Origin of the sequence: Pseudomonas syringae CC1557, from assembly GCF_000452705.1 — a bacterium.
GTDB lineage: Bacteria > Pseudomonadota > Gammaproteobacteria > Pseudomonadales > Pseudomonadaceae > Aquipseudomonas > Aquipseudomonas syringae_F.
In genome coordinates this window covers 4324570-4342892 of the sequence record NZ_CP007014.1, presented here as the reverse complement: position 1 = coordinate 4342892, position 18323 = coordinate 4324570, and the positions used below count along the sequence as shown (strand labels likewise).

Annotated in this window: 17 protein-coding genes and 1 tRNA gene; 16 read left to right on the top strand and 2 right to left on the bottom strand. The window is 58.3% G+C overall.

The features are described 5' to 3' along the window. The first annotated feature begins 70 nt into the window (after positions 1-70). Together N018_RS19140 and N018_RS19135 are read left to right on the top strand one after the other, a co-directional pair. Complete coding sequence (locus N018_RS19140) at positions 71-2395, top strand: type III effector HrpK domain-containing protein (RefSeq protein WP_025390482.1); 2325 nt, start codon at positions 71-73, stop codon at positions 2393-2395. A gap of 124 nt (positions 2396-2519) precedes the next feature. Next, complete coding sequence (locus N018_RS19135; protein WP_229631126.1) at positions 2520-3908, top strand: membrane-targeted effector domain-containing toxin; 1389 nt, start codon at positions 2520-2522, stop codon at positions 3906-3908. A 317-nt stretch (positions 3909-4225) separates the two neighbouring features. On the opposite strand, the gene N018_RS19130 is transcribed toward N018_RS19135, so the two are convergent. Further along, positions 4226-4310, bottom strand: a tRNA-Leu gene (locus tag N018_RS19130). A gap of 117 nt (positions 4311-4427) precedes the next feature. Here N018_RS19130 and queA point away from each other — a divergent pair. The 6 genes from queA (at position 4428) to N018_RS19100 (ending at position 10513) form a co-directional block, all read left to right on the top strand. Beyond that, positions 4428-5492 (top strand): tRNA preQ1(34) S-adenosylmethionine ribosyltransferase-isomerase QueA, encoded by a 1065-nt coding sequence (gene queA / locus N018_RS19125; RefSeq protein WP_025390480.1) that lies wholly within the window; start codon positions 4428-4430, stop codon positions 5490-5492. 14 nt (positions 5493-5506) lie between these two features. After that, entirely contained in the window at positions 5507-6622 is a 1116-nt protein-coding gene (gene tgt, locus N018_RS19120) for a tRNA guanosine(34) transglycosylase Tgt (protein WP_152531826.1), read from the top strand. Between the two features lie 54 nt (positions 6623-6676). Continuing rightward, positions 6677-7012, top strand: coding sequence for a preprotein translocase subunit YajC (gene yajC / locus N018_RS19115; protein ID WP_024645241.1), 336 nt, complete (start codon positions 6677-6679; stop codon positions 7010-7012). Positions 7013-7075: 63 nt separating this feature from the next. Further along, positions 7076-8944 carry a protein translocase subunit SecD gene (gene secD, locus N018_RS19110; protein ID WP_025390479.1) on the top strand — a complete coding sequence of 623 codons (1869 nt, stop codon included), beginning with the start codon at positions 7076-7078 and terminating at the stop codon, positions 8942-8944. A gap of 9 nt (positions 8945-8953) precedes the next feature. Further along, positions 8954-9865 carry a protein translocase subunit SecF gene (gene secF / locus N018_RS19105; protein WP_024645243.1) on the top strand — a complete coding sequence of 304 codons (912 nt, stop codon included), beginning with the start codon at positions 8954-8956 and terminating at the stop codon, positions 9863-9865. A 108-nt stretch (positions 9866-9973) separates the two neighbouring features. After that, positions 9974-10513 (top strand): glycine zipper 2TM domain-containing protein, encoded by a 540-nt coding sequence (locus N018_RS19100; protein WP_024645244.1) that lies wholly within the window; start codon positions 9974-9976, stop codon positions 10511-10513. Between the two features lie 67 nt (positions 10514-10580). Here N018_RS19100 and suhB read toward each other — a convergent pair whose 3' ends face one another. Beyond that, complete coding sequence (gene suhB / locus N018_RS19095; protein WP_007248509.1) at positions 10581-11396, bottom strand: type III secretion system regulator SuhB; 816 nt, start codon at positions 11394-11396, stop codon at positions 10581-10583. A gap of 215 nt (positions 11397-11611) precedes the next feature. Here suhB and trmJ point away from each other — a divergent pair, with 215 nt between their 5' ends. From trmJ to hscA, 8 genes are all read left to right on the top strand, one after another. Next, positions 11612-12376 carry a tRNA (cytosine(32)/uridine(32)-2'-O)-methyltransferase TrmJ gene (trmJ, locus tag N018_RS19090; RefSeq protein ID WP_025390478.1) on the top strand — a complete coding sequence of 255 codons (765 nt, stop codon included), beginning with the start codon at positions 11612-11614 and terminating at the stop codon, positions 12374-12376. Next, on the top strand, positions 12376-13152 hold the full coding sequence (gene cysE, locus N018_RS19085) for a serine O-acetyltransferase (RefSeq protein ID WP_025390477.1): 777 nt from the start codon (positions 12376-12378) through the stop codon (positions 13150-13152). Before trmJ ends, cysE begins: the two co-directional genes overlap by 1 nt. 150 nt (positions 13153-13302) lie before the next feature. Then, positions 13303-13794 carry a Fe-S cluster assembly transcriptional regulator IscR gene (gene iscR, locus N018_RS19080; protein WP_024645248.1) on the top strand — a complete coding sequence of 164 codons (492 nt, stop codon included), beginning with the start codon at positions 13303-13305 and terminating at the stop codon, positions 13792-13794. A 44-nt stretch (positions 13795-13838) separates the two neighbouring features. After that, positions 13839-15053 carry an IscS subfamily cysteine desulfurase gene (locus N018_RS19075; protein WP_024645249.1) on the top strand — a complete coding sequence of 405 codons (1215 nt, stop codon included), beginning with the start codon at positions 13839-13841 and terminating at the stop codon, positions 15051-15053. Between the two features lie 82 nt (positions 15054-15135). Beyond that, positions 15136-15522 carry a Fe-S cluster assembly scaffold IscU gene (iscU, locus tag N018_RS19070; protein ID WP_007248515.1) on the top strand — a complete coding sequence of 129 codons (387 nt, stop codon included), beginning with the start codon at positions 15136-15138 and terminating at the stop codon, positions 15520-15522. A gap of 34 nt (positions 15523-15556) precedes the next feature. Continuing rightward, complete coding sequence (gene iscA / locus N018_RS19065) at positions 15557-15880, top strand: iron-sulfur cluster assembly protein IscA (protein ID WP_002552477.1); 324 nt, start codon at positions 15557-15559, stop codon at positions 15878-15880. Between the two features lie 11 nt (positions 15881-15891). Next, a complete protein-coding gene (gene hscB, locus N018_RS19060) occupies positions 15892-16413 on the top strand; it encodes a co-chaperone HscB (RefSeq protein ID WP_024645250.1) in 522 nt (173 codons plus the stop codon). A gap of 44 nt (positions 16414-16457) precedes the next feature. Then, on the top strand, positions 16458-18320 hold the full coding sequence (gene hscA / locus N018_RS19055) for a Fe-S protein assembly chaperone HscA (RefSeq protein WP_025390476.1): 1863 nt from the start codon (positions 16458-16460) through the stop codon (positions 18318-18320). Positions 18321-18323 lie beyond the last annotated feature (3 nt).

Below are 18323 nucleotides of genomic sequence, written 5' to 3'. Positions count from 1 at the left end.
AATTCTCTGGAACCAACGCGTTTGCTCAACCACACAGTTGCCATCCCTCACTCTCGGATGGCAACTTACCATGCGTATTTCCGGCTCTCCCTTCAGCGGTATCGTTAATCAACCCACCCCGAACGAACTGGCTGGGGAGTCGCCTCTTGCCAAAGCTCTATTGACGCCGGCCGGAGGTGGTCAAGCCGGTGTGCAGTTTGGTCAGGCGGCTGCAAATCCGCCAGGCATGCCCGCTGAGGCCGAACAGACAGCGTCGTCGATCCTGGCCTTGCTGCTCAAAGGAAGTGGCGAGAGTACGCCTGCAACTGCTGGCCCGCAGGTACAGCCTCGGCCCTCCAGCGATGCGTCCGCACAGGTCGCACCCACCGCACCGGTCACGCCAGCTGCGGCTACTGCAAGAAGTACCGACGCATCCGACCCGGCCAATGCGCCGAAGGCGGCAGATGCAGCCTTTCTCGATGACTCGGAATATTCGTCGCCCGAGGCCCTGAAACGCTGGGAGCCGATGGTTGCGCATTTACCGCCCGAACAACGCCTGCAAGCTGAAAAGGAACTCAACCGGCCGATTGCAGCAGCCTGGATGGCCCGTGAAGATGGCCCCAATGCCGCCAAAGCTATGGATTTCATCAACGCCAATCCGGCGCTTAAAACCGCAGTCGACGTCGGTAAGGATGGCGGCAATGCGGACGGCAAGATCACCAACAAGGACCTCAAGGCATTCGCCAGGAATATGGAGAAGGCCGCAGACAAGGCCGATGACGACCTTGCTGACTACATCAAGAACAATCCCAATGCTGACCCGCAATCGCTGGAAATGGTCCGTAACGCATCGGTCATGCAGGCCAACATGCCGCTGATCAAGGCTGCCGATCCCCATCATGCCGTGGGTGCGACTGATAAAACCGATGTCGACGGCAACGTCAGCGCCGATGACCTGAAAGGCTTGGCACAGAGCAACCCAGGCTTGTCTGGAACGCTTAAGCAATCCTGCAACACCTGGTCGCAACCCGGCTTTCTCGGGCAGCTTGACGAGGCGGGGATGACCGGGCGCAAAAAGGCCGCTCACAGCCCGGACCAATTGTTCGACGCGAATAACCTGAGTGAGTGGATCAAAAACAGCGCGCCGACCAATGGCGGACAGTTCGCCAGCATGCTCAGTGACGCTGCGACCCTGAACTCCGTTGCAGGCATCGATATCAGCAAACTCAACTCGGACGTGTTCGACGACACCAAATCCAAGTCCTTCAGCGGCGCACAAAAAGCTGCGGTCATGGTCAAGTTGCAGCAGACCCAGCAGAGCGTCATCGCGGGGCGCAAACTGCGCGACACCGAAAAAACCGAATCCGAATTAAACGACAGGATCAGCAAACTACAGTCTGACCCTGACGTGCAGGCCTACCTGAACAAGTCCATCCCCGAGCAGGAGCGCAAGCTGGTAGGCAGCGATTCCGCGCTGAAAAAGGCGGTGGTTGAACAGGTAAAAAACGTTAACAGCGGGCAAGCGCTTCAGACCGACATGGCGACCGCCGACAAGGCCGTCGACAAGAAAAAGCCGAATGCCGATTACAGCGGTGCCATCAGCGGCCTTTCAGCCCAGTTGGAGCTGCAAAAAGATCTGTTTCCCGACACCCAGGTGCCAACTGCCGATCAGGTCATCGGCAATCGTCCTGAATTGCAAACGAAGATCGCCGACTCCTACGTGCGCAACTTCAGCGAAGGCGGTGCGCTAAAACAACTGCTCGGCCAGAAGAAGGCCGATGCCGGTGAGTCCCTGCAAACCGCTGATAACCAGAAAGCGATTTACGACAGCGTATTGCCCAGCGATTTCACCCAGAGCCAGCAAAGTGACTATCTGAACGCCACTGTCACCCAGCTACAGGACTCAAAAAAGGGCCGCAAACTGCTCGAAGGCAAGAACGAAGACAATCAGGGTCCGTCGATCGTCAGCCAGGTTGCTTCCGAGATGGGGCCGCGTGCGCTGCAGTCGGTGATGGGCTTCGCGTCAGTGTCCGACATGCTCGCCCAAGGCAACAAGCTGGGCGCCGCGCAAACCATTTACGACAGCACGAAGCTGGGCGCGGAAGCGGTGAAGGGCGGTATTGATGCTGGCGCGAAAATGATGGGGCGTGAAGCATCAGCCGGCCTCGGTCGCATGGCTGGTCAGATAGCGGGCCGCGCCATCGGCATGGTCGCGGGCGAGGCCACCGGCCTTGCCGCGGGTGCCGCGCTGGGTGCTGCGATTCCGGTGATCGGCTGGGCAATTGACGGCGCGATGGCACTGGGCTTCGGCATCTCGGCGATCGTCGACGCGGTCAAGAAGCACAAGGCGCAGAAAGCGTTTGATCATAACGTTGACCCGGTGCTGGAGCAGTTCGGGATTTCGAAGGCGCATTGATTGACCAGAGCGGGTTTGGGCACACGTATTAGCCAATGTAGGGACGACGTTGGCTAAATATTCTTTGCATGATGCGCTTATGTCTGGACCGTTCAGTCGGTCTTGTTCACTCGGAGATTCAGTTATGAGACCTGTCGGTGGGCCTGCCCCAGGCTATTACCCTCCAACACCTGAAATTGAACAGCCTGTTGCGCGATCCGCGCCGAAAGAGCCCTCTCAATCGTCACAAGCCAGCTCTTCGGGGACCAGCAACGCCCCGGCAGATACGCCGAAACTGGGTAAAATTCGGCACTATGCAGCTGGACGATATGCTCATCTCGCAGAAGCGATCGTTAATATGAAAGTCTCTGATCATGAGCAGGCAGAGGCTAATGACGCAGGCACGGACCGCAAAAGCGAACGGAAGTCTCGTGCTGGTGACAGCACTGCCGTGAGGGGCAAGCAAAACGCCGGCTCATCTTCACGCTCATCAGACAGTAAATTTAAAGCCTCCAGCCTCGCTGAGCTGGCAAGTTGGAGCGAAAACACCTATTCCTATAGCATGGCCCCCGCTGGTATGTTCAAGGGAATGCCCGTGTCGGCAATAGACAGATTTGTGAACGACGCAAAAAAAACGCTGGGAGAAGGTCTGAGTGGGGTCGGTGTAACGTTGGACGACGTTATTGTGTCTCAACGTCGGCAAACTATTAATGTGAATCTCAACTATATAGAAATGGAACGCTACCTGGGTCGCAATCAGAACCTGTGGGTTCAACCTGACAAAAATAATGCAGGTGAAAAGTTGCGTGCCAAGGCGACGCTCTATTTTTCTGACTTCCACGCCCAGGACAAACCGCCGCTTGGCCCGCTGTCAAAGTTAAAAAGCAAGGAAAGCCTGGGTGTTATGCGTGAACTGCTAAAAGACTCACCTGGACTTGTTATTGGCGAAGCCCACAGCTCAGTCGCCAGCAAGCGCGAGCTGATCAAAAACATGAAAAGCCTTAAGTCTGATGGCGTGACCACGCTGTATATGGAACACCTGTGTGCTGATTCCCATGGCAAAGCACTGGATGACTACCTGAAAGCGCCCAAAGGTAGCCCAATGCCCGCGAGGCTCAAGGCCTATCTTGATATGCAGACCAAGGGCAATCTGAGTATAGGTAAAGTCGCATCAGAGTATAACTTTACAACGCTAATACGCGCGGCCAAAGACGCCGGGCTTCATGTGGTTCCCCTGGACACTGCCAAAACATATGAAACATCACTTGAGGGCAATGAAATACGCTTCAAAGTGATGAACTATTACGCCGCAGAGAAAATACGTCTCGACCAGCCTGCCGGTAAATGGGTTGCCTTCGTGGGCTCAGGTCACGCTGCAACCTGTGACGGTGTGCCCGGACTGGCCGAACTTCATGGGGTCAGGAGTCTGATAATCGACGATTTTGGGGAAAAGCCTCGTCCTGAAATCAGCATTAACGCAAAAAAATACGCCGATAAGATTAACCCGGATGTTGTCCTGTCTTATAAGGTCTGATGCAACAGCGCCGCTTCATACTATAAGTGTTTGAAGCGGCGTTGCAGTGATCACCGGGTTTCCTGACCGCCTGCTGCAGAATTGATCCTAAAGGCTCTGGGCGTGGAAAAGTCTGACTGAGGTGGCTTGTAACAGAGCGTTTTTAACAGCGCTGTTCTCGCTTGTGTGATCCCGCTTCGCTTCATTGCGCGCAGGAGACAGATCTGGATGTGCTCCGCGGCCAATTTTGAGCTGAGGGGTCAGATCACGGGTCGAGCCAGACCACTTTCCACCAGACGAAAAAAAAGACCTTGAATTTCAAGGTCTTTTTTCAATGGTGGTGCCCCGAGGGAGAATCGAACTCCCACTTCTTTCGAAAACGGATTTTGAATCCGCCGCGTCTACCAATTCCGCCATCAGGGCTCAATGGCGGCGAAGTATAAGGATGAGTTTTCCGTTGGTCAACAGGGATTTACGCAGGTTTTTTACTAATGCCGTCAAACCGGATAAACTTCCCGGCCCTGCTAAACGAACCCGATCATGCGCGTCGCTGACTTTACTTTCGAACTCCCCGATTCCCTGATTGCTCGTCATCCGCTGGCCGAGCGTCGCAGCAGTCGTCTGTTGACCCTCGATGGGCCGACTGGTGCGCTGGCACATCATCAATTCACTGATTTGCTTGAGCATGTGCGCCCCGGCGATTTGATGGTGTTCAACAATACCCGGGTCATTCCAGCGCGGCTGTTCGGCCAGAAAACCTCCGGTGGCAAGCTGGAGATTCTGGTCGAGCGTGTGCTGGACAGCCACCGTGTGCTGGCGCACGTGCGCTCCAGCAAGTCGCCCAAACCGGGCTCGTCGATTCTGATCGATGGCGGTGGCGAGGCTGAGATGGTGGCGCGGCACGACGCGCTGTTCGAGCTGCGCTTCGCCGAAGAGGTGCTGCCGCTGCTGGAGCGTGTCGGGCACATGCCGTTGCCTCCTTATATAGACCGTCCGGACGAAGGCTCGGACCGCGAGCGTTATCAGACCGTCTACGCCGAGCGTGCCGGTGCGGTGGCCGCGCCTACTGCCGGGCTGCATTTCGACCAGCCTTTGCTGGATGCGATTGCTGCCAAGGGCGTCGAAACGGCGTTCGTGACGCTGCACGTCGGCGCGGGCACATTCCAGCCGGTGCGCGTCGAGCAGATCGAAGATCACCACATGCACAGCGAGTGGCTGGAAGTCAGCCAGGACGTGGTTGATGCGGTAGCGGCCTGCCGCGCGCGTGGCGGGCGGGTGATCGCGGTAGGGACCACCAGCGTGCGTTCGCTGGAAAGTGCCGCGCGTGATGGCGAGTTGAAGCCGTTCAGCGGCGATACCGACATCTTTATCTATCCAGGGCGGCCGTTTCATGTGGTCGATGCCCTGGTGACCAATTTCCATCTGCCCGAATCCACGCTGTTGATGCTGGTTTCGGCATTCGCCGGTTATCCCGAAACGATGGCTGCCTATGCGGCAGCGGTCGAGCATGGGTACCGCTTCTTCAGTTACGGTGATGCGATGTTCATCACCCGCAATCCCGCGCCGACGGCCCCACAGGAATCGGCACCAGAGGATCACGCATGAGTCGCACCTGTCGTATGTCTTTCGAGTTGTTGGCCACCGACGGCAAGGCCCGTCGCGGTCGGCTGACCTTTCCGCGTGGCGTGGTCGAAACCCCGGCGTTCATGCCGGTGGGTACCTATGGCACGGTCAAGGGCATGCTGCCGCGTGATATCGAGGCCACCGGTGCGCAGATGATTCTGGGCAACACCTTTCACTTATGGCTGCGTCCGGGCACCGAGGTCATCAAGGGCCATGGCGACCTGCACGATTTCATGCAGTGGCAGGGGCCGATTCTGACCGACTCCGGTGGCTTCCAGGTGTTCAGCCTGGGCGCCATGCGCAAGATCAAGGAGGAGGGCGTAACCTTCGCCTCGCCGGTCGATGGCGCCAAGGTGTTCATGGGGCCGGAAGAGTCGATGCAGGTCCAGCGTGATCTGGGCTCTGACGTCGTGATGATCTTCGACGAGTGCACGCCTTACCCGGCCGACGAAGAGGTAGCACGTGTCTCCATGGAGCTGTCGCTGCGCTGGGCCAAGCGTTCCAAGGTCGCGCACGGCGAGAACACTGCCGCGTTGTTCGGCATCGTTCAGGGTGGCATGCACGAGAACCTGCGCATGCGCTCGCTGGAGGGCCTGGACGAGATCGGTTTTGACGGTCTGGCGATTGGCGGTCTTTCGGTGGGCGAGCCCAAGCACGAGATGATCAAGGTGCTGGACTACCTGCCGGGCCAGATGCCAGCAGACAAACCCCGTTACCTGATGGGTGTGGGCAAGCCGGAAGACCTGGTCGAAGGTGTGCGCCGTGGCGTCGACATGTTCGACTGCGTCATGCCGACCCGCAATGCGCGCAACGGCCATCTGTTCATCGATACCGGTGTGCTGAAAATCCGTAACGCGTTCCATCGCCACGACAATTCGCCGCTGGACCCGACCTGCGATTGCTACACCTGCAAGAACTTCTCGCGCGCTTATCTGCATCACCTGGACAAGTGTGGGGAAATGCTGGGGAGCATGCTCAATACAATCCACAATTTGCGGCACTACCAGCTGCTGATGGCTGGTTTGCGCGAGGCTATTCAACAGGGTACATTGGCCGCCTTCGTCGATGCCTTCTATGCCAAACGCGGCCTTCCTACGCCGCCTCTGGGTTGAAACAGAACGAGTTTTTCCTGCTTTTTTATTCTAATTATGTAACTGGAGCGACAAATGGGCTTTTTCATCTCTCCCGCTTTTGCGGATGCTGCTGCACCGGCTGCCGGTCCTGCGGGCAGCGGTTTCGAGTGGATCTTTCTGGTTGGCTTCCTGGTCATCTTCTATCTGATGATCTGGCGTCCACAGGCCAAGCGCGCGAAAGAGCAGAAAAACCTGCTGGGCAACCTGCAGAAAGGCGACGAAGTCGTGACCAGTGGTGGTATCGCCGGCAAGATCAACAAAGTCACCGACGACTTCGTAGTGATCGAAGTGTCTGACACGGTTGAGCTGAAAATCCAGAAAGGCGCCATCGCGGCCACTTTGCCTAAAGGCACCCTGAAAGCGATCTGAGTAGCAACTTTTTACCCATCGACGGGGCGCGCAAGGCGCCCCGCGTTTTAAGCGGGCGGCGTGATGCTGAACAAATACCCTCTGTGGAAATACATACTGATCCTGGCGGTGCTGGTGGTCGGTTTTATTTATTCCGCACCTAATCTCTATCCTGATGACTCTGCCATTCAGATCAGCGGCGCAAGCACTGCGCTGCAAGTCACCCAGGCAGACGTGGATCGTGCAGCCAAGGCGCTTGCCGATGCTGGCATCCCGGTCAAGGCTTCTTCTCTGGCCGAGAATGGCAAGGGCGGTTTGTTGCGTCTGAGCAAGCAGGAAGACCAGTTGCCAGCCAAGGATGTAGTGCGCAAGGCGCTGGGTGATGACTATGTCGTTGCACTGAACCTGGCACGCACTACGCCGACCTGGTTGCGTAACCTGGGTGCAAGCCCGATGAAACTCGGTCTCGACCTGTCCGGCGGCGTGCACTTCCTGCTGGAAGTCGACATGGACAAGGCAATCGATGCCCGTCTGAAAGTCTACGAAGGCGAAGTCAAATCCCTGCTGCGCAAGGAAAAGGTGCGTTATCGCAGCCTGCCGCAACTGGGCAACGTGATTCAGCTGGGCTTTACCGATGACACGGAGCGCGAGCAAGCCCGTGCGCTGGTTCGCAAGACCTTCACCGACTTCGAAATCACGCCTGCCGAGCTGAACGGTATCCCCGTACTGCGCCTGGCGCTGACGCCAGCCAAACTGGCCGAGATTCGCGAATATTCGATCAAGCAGAACCTGACCACCGTGCGTAACCGGGTCAACGAGCTGGGTGTTGCCGAGCCGCTGGTTCAGCGTCAGGGTGCCAACCGCATCGTGGTCGAGCTGCCGGGCGTGCAGGACACGGCCGAAGCCAAGCGTATTCTGGGCAAGACCGCCAACCTTGAGTTCCGTCTGGGCGCAGGCCCGGATGATTCGAAAGGCACCACCGAGATGTTCGAATTCCGCGAAGGCGGTCGTCCGGCAGCAGCGGTGGAGCGTGGTCTGATCATTACCGGTGACCAGGTGACTGACGCCAAGGCCAGCTTTGACGAGCATGGCCGTCCGCAGGTGAACATCAATCTCGATGGTCACGGCGGCGAGCTGATGAGCCGTGCAACCCGCAGCAATGTGGGTCGCAGCATGGCGGTGATCTTCATCGAGCAGCGTCCGACCACCACCTACACCAGGCAGATGGTCAACGGCGTCGAAAAAGACGTGCCGGTTCAGACCTTCAAGGAAGAGAAGAAAATCATCAGCCTGGCGACCATTCAGTCGCCGCTGGGCAAACAGTTCCGGATTACCGGTCTGAATGGCCAGGGTGAATCTTCCGAGCTGGCGCTGTTGTTGCGTGCCGGTGGTCTGGCTGCTCCGATGTACTTCGCTGAAGAGCGCACCATCGGTCCTAGCCTGGGTGCCGACAACATCACCAAGGGTATCGACGCTTCCCTGTGGGGCATGCTGTTCGTCTCGATCTTCATCATGGCGATCTACCGCTTCTTCGGTCTGATCGCCACCGTTGCCCTGGCCCTGAACATGGTCATGCTGCTGGCGCTGATGTCCTTGCTGGGTGCGACACTGACCCTGCCGGGTATCGCCGGTATCGTGTTGACCATGGGCATGGCGGTGGACGCCAACGTGCTGATCTTCTCGCGGATTCGTGAAGAGATCGCCAATGGCATGACGGTGCAACGCGCTATCAACGAAGGTTTCGATCGTGCCTACACGGCGATCCTCGACGCCAACCTGACGACGCTGCTGGTCGGCGGCATTCTCTTTGCGATGGGCACCGGCCCGGTCAAAGGGTTTGCGGTGACCATGTCGCTCGGGATCTTTACCTCGATGTTCACGGCCATCATGGTGACCCGCGCTATGGTCAACCTGATCTACGGCGGTCGTGACTTCAAGAAGTTGTGGATTTAAGGGGCTGCCATGTTACGTACCATCAACTTCATGGGCGTTCGCAATGTTGCGTTCGCCGTTACGATGCTCCTTACCGCACTGGCGTTGTTCAGCTGGTTCCATAAAGGGCTCAACTTTGGTCTGGATTTCACCGGCGGTACGCTCATCGAACTGACCTACGAGCGTCCGGCCGATCTGGGCAAGGTTCGTCAGGAACTGGTTTCGGCGGGCTATCACGAAGCTGTCGTGCAGAGCTTCGGTGCGACTACCGATCTGCTGGTGCGCATGCCGGGTGAAGACCCGCAATTGGGCACTCAGGTCGCTGAAGCGCTGCGCAAGGCGGGTGCCGATAACCCGGCAGTGGTCAAGCGTGTCGAATTCGTCGGCCCGCAGGTGGGTGAAGAACTTCGCGATCAGGGTGGCCTCGGCATGCTGATGGCGCTGGGCGGCGTTCTGATCTACCTGGCGTTCCGCTTTCAGTGGAAGTTCGCGGTCGGTGCAATCATCTCGCTGATCCACGACGTGGTGGTGACGATGGGTATCCTGTCGTTCTTCCAGATCACCTTCGACCTGACGGTTCTGGCGGCGGTGCTGGCGATTATCGGTTACTCGCTGAACGACACCATCGTGGTCTTCGACCGGGTACGCGAAAACTTCCGCCTGTTGCGCAAGGCTTCGCTGATCGAGAACATCAACATCTCCACCACGCAGACATTGCTGCGCACCATTGCCACCTCGGTTTCGACCCTGTTGGCGATCTCGGCGCTGTGGGCGTTCGGCGGCGACAGCCTGGAAGGCTTCTCCATTGCGCTGTTCATCGGCGTGTTGGCGGGTACTTACTCGTCGATCTACATCGCCAACGTGGTGCTGATCTGGCTGAACCTGACCACCGAGGATCTGATTCCTCCCGTGGTGGTCGAGAAGGCTGACGACCTCCCGTAGGCCCGGTCATCATAAAAAAGGCGCGAGTTCTGAACTCGCGCCTTTTTTTATGCTCCAAGGCTAGGCATTGCGCAGTTATGCTGCGTTTCGATTGGTCAGGAGGTTCTAGTGAACAAGTCTATGCTTGTTGGTGCTGTGTTAGGTGCTGCTGTCGTGACTGCTGGCGGCGCCGTTGCCACCTATAGCTTGGTCAAGGGTGGTCCTGAGTATGCGGATGTATTGGCGGTCGAGCCAATCAACCAGCAGATCAAAACCCCCCGTGAAGTTTGCAAGGACGTAACCGTTACTCGTCAGGCGCCGGTCAAGGACCAGCACCAGATTGTTGGTAGCGTGATTGGCGCGGTTGCTGGCGGCCTGCTGGGTAATCAGGTGGGTGGCGGTAATGGCAAGAAGCTCGCGACAGTTGCCGGTGCGGTCGGCGGCGGTTATGCCGGTAACAAGGTGCAGGAAGGCATGCAAGAGCGTGATACCTACACCACGACGCAGAACCGTTGCACTACGGTCAATGATGTCAGCGACAAGGTCGTGGGCTACAACGTCAAGTACAAGTTGAACGAGAAAGTGGGTCAGGTCCGTATGGAGCGTGATCCAGGTAGCCAGATTCCGGTCGACAAGAACGGTCAGCTGATTTTGGGTCAGGCGCAGTAACGCCAGCCGCTGGGCTTCTTCAAGGCATAAAAAAACCGGCGAAAGCCGGTTTTTTTACATCTGCAGCTTAGCGTTTGAGCGAAGCTGGCAGGTGCGGTGCGATGGCGGTCAGTACAGCCTTGAAGCATTTGGTGTTACCGGCAACGATGTGGCCTTTCTCCAGGAAGTCGTGACCGCCTGTGAAATCGCTGACCAGACCGCCTGCTTCCTGAATCAGCAGGGCGCCTGCTGCCATGTCCCACTCCGACAGGCCTGACTCCCAGAATGCATCAAAGCGACCTGCAGCTACGTACGCCAGGTCGAGGCTGGCAGCGCCTGCGCGACGGATACCGGCGGTCTGGCCGACCAGGCTGCGGAACATGCCCAGGTAGTTTTCGAGGTTGTCCATCTGGTTGTCACGGAACGGGAAGCCGGTGCCGAGCAGGGCGCCTTCCAGGCTCTTGCGCTGGCTGACGCGCAGGCGACGACCGTTAAGGGCTGCGCCGCGACCACGGCTGGCGGTGAATTCTTCCTGGCGGACCGGGTCCAGAACAACGGCGTGCTCAAGACGACCGCGGTATTTGCAGGCAATGCTGACCGCGAAGTGCGGGATGCCACGAACGAAGTTGGTAGTGCCGTCCAGTGGGTCGATGATCCACAGGTAGTCGGTACCTTCGCCGCTGCCTTCGTGCATGCCGCTTTCTTCACCAAGAATGCCGTGAGTCGGGTAGGCCTTGCGCAATGCAGTGATGATGCTCTGTTCGGCAGCGCGATCGATCTCTGTGACGTAATCCTTGGCTTCTTTTTCGTCAACCTTGATGGTATCCAAGCGCTCGATGGAGCGGAAAATCAATTCGCTGGCGCTGCGGGCGGCGCGCAGCGCGATATTCAGCATGGGCTGCATGGACAATTCACCTAAGGTTGTTAAAGAGAGCCGGGCATTCTATGGGCTGATTCGAATTATTTCCAGCCTTGCGTTGTTACGGCTGTCGACTTGGCATGCGTTTTTTTGCCACTCGACGCGTACGTTCGGGCCACCCTGTGTGTACGGGTTCGTAGCGCAAGCCTGCCCGTTTCTGTAAGATTTGCCCCCCTAATTCGCCTCAGTGAGCGTTCGCCTTGTTGCAGAACATCCGTGTTGTCCTGGTCGGCACTACCCATCCCGGAAATATCGGTGGGGCCGCTCGTGCCATGAAAAACATGGGGCTTTCGCGCCTGGTACTGGTCGAGCCCCGGATTTTTCCTTCGCCTGACGCTGATGCCCGTGCGTCAGGCGCCACCGATATTCTTGAAGGTGCGCAGGTCGTTGCGACGCTGGAAGAAGCGCTGGTAGGTTGCCGCTTGGTGCTAGGCACCAGTGCGCGGGATCGCAGTCTGCCCTGGCCGTTGCTTGATCCGCGTGCGTCTGGCGAAAAGGTTATCGAGCAGGCCGGGGAGGGCGCCGAGGTGGCGCTGGTCTTTGGTCGTGAACATGCCGGCCTGACCAATGAAGAACTGCAGCGCTGTCACTTCCATGTCCATATTCCATCGGACCCGGCGTTCAGTTCGCTCAATCTCGCCGCTGCTGTGCAGGTGCTCAGCTACGAAGTACGCATGGCCTGGCTGAAAGCGTCGGAGCAGGGCGCAGCGTCCCAGCCGGCGTCGGCGCACAGTGCGGAGCTGGCGACCATGGATGAGATGGAGGGTTTCTATGGTCATCTGGAAGCCACGCTGGTGGCTATCGGTTTCCTTGATCCTGAAAAGCCACGGCACTTGATGGCGCGCCTGCGCAGGCTGTTCGGCCGCAGCGAAGTAGAGCGCTCCGAGCTGAGCATTCTGCGCGGCGTACTAACCGAAACCCAGAAAGTCGCACGCGGCGAACCTTACAAGCGGAAGGATCAGTGATGTTCGAGCGTCTGCGAGAAGACATACAAAGCGTGTTCCATCGCGACCCTGCGGCGCGCAACGCCTTTGAAGTCCTGACCTGCTATCCGGGCATGCACGCCATCTGGCTGCACCGCTTTGCGCACATTCTGTGGCGCAACGGCTGGAAATGGCCTGCGCGGGTAGTGTCCAACTTCGGTCGCTGGATGACCGGCATCGAGATCCATCCGGGGGCGCGCATCGGCCGGCGCTTCTTTATCGATCACGGCATGGGCATCGTGATCGGCGAAACCGCCGAGATCGGCAATGACGTGACGCTTTATCAGGGTGTGACCCTGGGTGGTACCAGCTGGAATGCCGGCAAACGCCATCCGACACTGGAAGATGGCGTGGTGGTCGGCGCAGGTGCCAAGGTGCTTGGGCCGTTCACGGTGGGCGCCGGCGCCAAGATCGGCTCCAATGCTGTGGTGACCAAGGCTGTGCCCGCAGGTGCAACTGCGGTGGGAATCCCGGGGCGGATCATCGTCAAGTTGGACGACGAGACCGAAGCCAGGCGCAAGGCCATGGCGGAAAAGCTCGGCTTCGATGCCTACGGTATCAGCGGCGACATGCCAGACCCCGTCGCCCGCGCTATCGGTCAGTTGCTCGATCATTTGCAGGCGGTCGACGGCCGCCTGGAGGGCATGTGCGACGCCCTCGGAAAACTGGGTAGCGATTACTGCGCCAAGGAGCTGCCCGAGCTGCGCGACGAGGTCTTCGACTGTGTCAAGGAAGAGCGCGAGAACACGGCAGGCTAGAGGGCTTGGGGCGTGCCATTACGGCGCGCCTTTGCTATGATACGGCCCTCGCTTTTAGCTAATCCCGACTGTTTTACTTGGTCTAATACTTGACTCATTTACTCGGGAATAGCATACTCGCCCTCATTCCGAACCTCTGCGGTATATGCCATGCGACTGACGACTAAAGGCCGATACGCTGTAACAGCCATGCTTGACCTGGCGTTGCATGCGCAGAACGGGCCAGTGTCTCTGGCTGACATCTCCGAGCGGCAGGGCATATCCCTGTCGTACCTTGAGCAGCTGTTCGCCAAGCTGCGCCGGGGCAATCTGGTTTCCAGCGTGCGTGGTCCCGGTGGTGGTTATCAACTGTCCCGCGACATGCAAGGTATACAGGTTGCGCAGGTCGTCGATGCGGTCAATGAATCGGTCGATGCCACGCGTTGTCAGGGGCTTGGCGACTGCCATGCCGGTGACACCTGCCTGACCCACCACTTGTGGTGCGACCTGAGCCAGCAGATTCACGAATTTCTAAGCGGTATCAGCTTGGCGGATCTTGTCACTCGCCGTGAGGTACAAGAAGTCGCTCAGCGCCAGGATATGCGCCGTGGTCATAACCACACGTCGCAACTGGGTAAGATCGAAACGTCCGCCGTCGAATGAACGCAGATGAATGAGCGGTGCGCCTGCCTGATAGGAGAGCTTCAATGAAATTGCCAATTTACCTCGACTACTCCGCGACGACCCCGGTTGATCCGCGTGTCGCGCAGAAAATGATCGAATGCCTGACCGTTGAAGGAAACTTCGGCAACCCCGCTTCGCGCTCCCACGTCTTTGGCTGGAAAGCCGAAGAGGCGGTCGAGAATGCTCGCCGTCAGGTCGCCGATCTGGTCAGTGCCGATCCGCGCGAAATCGTCTGGACCTCGGGTGCCACCGAATCCAACAACCTCGCGATCAAGGGTGTGGCGCACTTCTACGCCAGCAAAGGCAAGCACCTGATCACCTCGAAAATCGAACACAAGGCTGTTCTCGATACCACGCGCCAACTTGAGCGCGAAGGTTTCGAAGTCACTTACATCGAGCCGGGTGAAGACGGTCTGATCACGCCTTCGATGATTGAAGCTGCACTGCGCGATGACACCATTCTGGTGTCAGTCATGCATGTGAACAACGAAATCGGCACCATCAACGACATCGCTGCCATCGGTGAACTGACCCGTTCGCGTGGCGTACTGTTCCATGTTGATGGCGCGCAATCGACCGGCAAGGTTGAAATCGATCTGGCCAGCCTCAAGGTTGACCTGATGTCGTTCTCGGCCCACAAGACCTACGGTCCTAAAGGTATTGGCGCGCTGTACGTCAGCCGCAAGCCGCGTGTCCGCCTCGAAGCGGCCATGCACGGCGGTGGCCACGAGCGCGGTATGCGTTCCGGCACACTGGCCACCCACCAGATCGTTGGCATGGGTGAAGCGTTCCGGATCGCCAAGGAAGAAATGGCCGCTGAAAACGTGCGCATCAAGGCACTCAGTGATCGTTTCTTCAAGCAGGTCGAAAACCTGGAAGAGCTGTACGTCAACGGCAGCCTGACTGTTCGCGTACCGCACAACCTGAACCTGAGCTTCAACTATGTCGAAGGCGAGTCGCTGATCATGGCGCTCAAGGATCTGGCGGTTTCGTCCGGTTCGGCCTGTACCTCGGCATCGCTGGAGCCTTCCTACGTGCTGCGTGCCATTGGTCGTAACGACGAACTGGCACACAGCTCGATTCGCTTCACCTTCGGTCGTTTCAGCACCGAAGAAGAAATCGATTACGCCGCGCAGAAAGTTTGCGAGGCGGTCACTCGGCTGCGCACACTTTCGCCGCTGTGGGACATGTTCAAAGATGGCGTCGATATCTCCAAGATCGAGTGGGCGGCGCACTAATTTAAAGTCGCCTCCAATACAGGTCATGCGCAATTGCAGCATGGCCTGCAGAGCGGCTCCCTGATGTGAGAGGAACAGAATCATGGCTTACAGCGAAAAGGTCATCGACCACTACGAGAATCCACGTAACGTCGGCAAGATGAACGCGGAAGATCCTGATGTCGGCACCGGCATGGTCGGCGCTCCTGCGTGCGGCGACGTGATGCGCCTGCAGATCAAGGTCAATGATCAGGGCGTTATCGAAGACGCCAAGTTCAAGACCTACGGCTGCGGCTCGGCGATTGCGTCGAGCTCGCTGGCAACCGAGTGGATGAAGGGCAAGACTCTGGATGAAGCAGAGACCATCAAGAACACTCAGCTGGCTGAAGAACTGGCGCTGCCGCCGGTAAAGATTCACTGCTCGGTACTCGCCGAAGACGCTATCAAAGCGGCCGTTCGCGACTACAAGCAGAAGAAAGGCCTGCTGTAAGCAGGTCTTCACAAAGAACAAGTAAGGAGCTCCGATGGCTATCAGCATGACAGAAGCTGCCGCTAACCACGTGCGACGTTCCCTTGAGGGGCGTGGCAAGGGTGATGGCGTTCGTCTGGGTGTTCGCACCACAGGCTGTTCAGGTCTTGCCTACGTGCTCGAGTTCGTCGACGAGGCGGCTGGCGAAGACACTGTGTTTGAAATGCACGGCGTCAAGGTGATCATTGATCCGAAAAGCCTGGTCTATCTGGATGGCACCGAGCTCGACTTCGTGCGCGAAGGGTTGAACGAAGGCTTCAAGTTCAACAACCCCAACTCGCGCGGTGAGTGCGGCTGTGGCGAAAGCTTCAACGTCTGAGGCTTTTTATTGTGGGTACTCCCTGTCATTTCGCCCTGTTCGAGCTCAAGCCCGAGTTTCAGCTTGATCTCGACCAGTTGGCCACGCGCTATCGCGAGCTGGCGCGCAATGTCCATCCGGACCGTTTCGCTGATGCCTCAGAGGCTGAGCAGCGTGTCGCGCTGGAGCGTTCAGCCAGCCTCAACGAAGCCTATCAGACCCTCAAAAGCCCGCCGAAAAGAGCGCGCTATCTGTTGGCGATGAATGGCAATGAGGTGCCGATCGAGGTCACCGTGCATGACCCCGAGTTTCTTCTGCAGCAGATGCAATTGCGCGAAGATCTTGAGGATCTGCAGGATGAAGCCGATCTTGCCGGGGTTGCGACTTTCAAGCGCCAGCTCAAGATCGCTCAGGAAGCTCTCAACCAGAGCTTCGCTGCCTGTTGGAGCGACCCTGCACAACGCGAGCACGCTGAAAAGCTGATGCGGCGTATGCAGTTTCTCGACAAGCTTTCTCACGAAGTGCGCCAGCTAGAAGAGCGCCTCGACGATTAACCCCGTGCGGCTTCGGCTGCACGCCAGTGATTATTCTGAACAGCATGGCCTTACTGCAAATCGCCGAACCCGGCCTGAGTCCTCAACCGCACCAGCGTCGTCTGGCTGTGGGGATCGACCTGGGCACCACAAATTCTCTGGTTGCTGCAATGCGCAGCGGCCTGTCTGAACCGCTGGCCGATGCAGAAGGGCAGGTCATTCTGCCGTCTGCCGTGCGCTATCACGCTGATCGTGTCGAAGTGGGGCAGTCGGCAAAAGTCGCCGCCTCCCAGGACCCGTTCAATACCGTGTTGTCGGTCAAGCGTCTCATGGGGCGTGGTCTGACCGACGTCAAGCAACTGGGCGAGCAGCTGCCTTATCGCTTTGTTGGCGGTGAGTCGCACATGCCGTTCATCGACACCGTACAGGGGCCGAAAAGTCCGGTTGAAGTGTCCGCTGACATCCTCAAGGTTCTGCGTCAGCGTGCTGAAGCGGCGCTGGGTGGCGAGCTGGTGGGTGCGGTAATCACGGTGCCGGCCTATTTCGATGATTCCCAGCGTCAGGCCACCAAGGACGCCGCCAAGCTGGCCGGCCTCAATGTGCTGCGCCTGCTCAATGAGCCTACGGCCGCCGCGGTTGCTTACGGTCTGGATCAAAAAGCCGAAGGTGTCGTGGCCATTTATGACCTGGGCGGCGGTACGTTCGATATTTCGATTTTGCGCCTGACTGGCGGTGTATTCGAGGTGCTGGCCACCGGTGGCGATACAGCGTTGGGCGGCGATGATTTCGATCATGCCATTGCCAGCTGGATCGTCGCCGATGCCGGCTTGTCCGCCGACATCGATCCGTCCGCGCAACGCAATCTGTTGCAGACCGCCTGTTCCGCCAAGGAAGCGCTGACGGACGCCGAGTCCGTCGACGTTGCCTACGGCGACTGGCGCGGCACCCTGACGCGTGACGCGTTCAATGCGCTGATCGAGCCAATGGTCGCGCGCAGTCTCAAGGCCTGTCGTCGCGCAGTGCGTGACACCGGTATCGAGCTTGAAGAAGTCGAGGCCGTGGTCATGGTCGGTGGTTCGACCCGTGTTCCTCGCGTTCGCGAAGCGGTCGCCGAGCTATTCGGTCGTCAGCCCCTGACCGACATCGATCCGGATCAAGTGGTGGCCATCGGGGCTGCGATCCAGGCTGATACTCTGGCAGGTAACAAGCGTGATGGTGGCGAACTGCTTTTGCTCGATGTGATTCCGCTCTCGTTGGGGCTGGAAACCATGGGCGGGCTGATGGAAAAAGTCATCCCGCGCAACACCACGATCCCAGTGGCCCGTGGTCAGGAATTCACTACCTACAAAGATGGCCAGACGGCCATGAAAATCCACGTTCTGCAGGGCGAGCGCGAGCTGGTCAGCGACTGCCGTTCGCTGGCGCGCTTCGAATTGCGCGGCATTCCTCCGATGGTAGCGGGCGCGGCGAAAATCCGCGTCACTTTCCAGGTCGATGCTGATGGCCTGCTCAGCGTTTCGGCGCGTGAGATGGGCTCGGGCATCGAGTCGAGTATCCAGGTCAAACCGTCCTACGGGCTGACTGACGGCGAAATCACTCGCATGCTCAAGGACTCTTTTGAATACGCCGGCGACGACAAGGTTGCCCGCGTGCTGCGTGAGCATCAGGTTGACGCCGAGCGCCTGCTCGAAGCGGTTCAGGGTGCGCTGGATGCTGATGGCGAACGTCTTCTCGATGAAGAAGAGCGTATGGTCATCAGTCTGCAGATGGAAGAATTACGTGAATTGATGCAAGGCACTGATGGTTACGCCATCGAGCAGCAGACCAAGCGTCTGTCGCAAGTGACCGACGCATTTGCTGCCCGACGCCTCGATTCGACGGTAAAAGCCGCATTGGCCGGGCGCAACTTGAATGAGATTGAGGAATAACTG

What these genes read in the sequence shown, in the direction of transcription:
- N018_RS19140 (WP_025390482.1), top strand. Translation starts at nt 71, where the DNA reads ATGCGTATTTCCGGCTCTCCCTTCAGCGGTATCGTTAATCAACCCACC.
- N018_RS19135 (WP_229631126.1), top strand. Translation starts at nt 2,520, where the DNA reads ATGAGACCTGTCGGTGGGCCTGCCCCAGGCTATTACCCTCCAACACCT.
- queA (WP_025390480.1), top strand. Translation starts at nt 4,428, where the DNA reads ATGCGCGTCGCTGACTTTACTTTCGAACTCCCCGATTCCCTGATTGCT.
- tgt (WP_152531826.1), top strand. Translation starts at nt 5,507, where the DNA reads ATGTCTTTCGAGTTGTTGGCCACCGACGGCAAGGCCCGTCGCGGTCGG.
- yajC (WP_024645241.1), top strand. Translation starts at nt 6,677, where the DNA reads ATGGGCTTTTTCATCTCTCCCGCTTTTGCGGATGCTGCTGCACCGGCT.
- secD (WP_025390479.1), top strand. Translation starts at nt 7,076, where the DNA reads ATGCTGAACAAATACCCTCTGTGGAAATACATACTGATCCTGGCGGTG.
- secF (WP_024645243.1), top strand. Translation starts at nt 8,954, where the DNA reads ATGTTACGTACCATCAACTTCATGGGCGTTCGCAATGTTGCGTTCGCC.
- suhB (WP_007248509.1), bottom strand. Translation starts at nt 11,396, where the DNA reads ATGCAGCCCATGCTGAATATCGCGCTGCGCGCCGCCCGCAGCGCCAGC.
- cysE (WP_025390477.1), top strand. Translation starts at nt 12,376, where the DNA reads ATGTTCGAGCGTCTGCGAGAAGACATACAAAGCGTGTTCCATCGCGAC.
- iscR (WP_024645248.1), top strand. Translation starts at nt 13,303, where the DNA reads ATGCGACTGACGACTAAAGGCCGATACGCTGTAACAGCCATGCTTGAC.
- N018_RS19075 (WP_024645249.1), top strand. Translation starts at nt 13,839, where the DNA reads ATGAAATTGCCAATTTACCTCGACTACTCCGCGACGACCCCGGTTGAT.
- iscU (WP_007248515.1), top strand. Translation starts at nt 15,136, where the DNA reads ATGGCTTACAGCGAAAAGGTCATCGACCACTACGAGAATCCACGTAAC.
- iscA (WP_002552477.1), top strand. Translation starts at nt 15,557, where the DNA reads ATGGCTATCAGCATGACAGAAGCTGCCGCTAACCACGTGCGACGTTCC.
- hscA (WP_025390476.1), top strand. Translation starts at nt 16,458, where the DNA reads ATGGCCTTACTGCAAATCGCCGAACCCGGCCTGAGTCCTCAACCGCAC.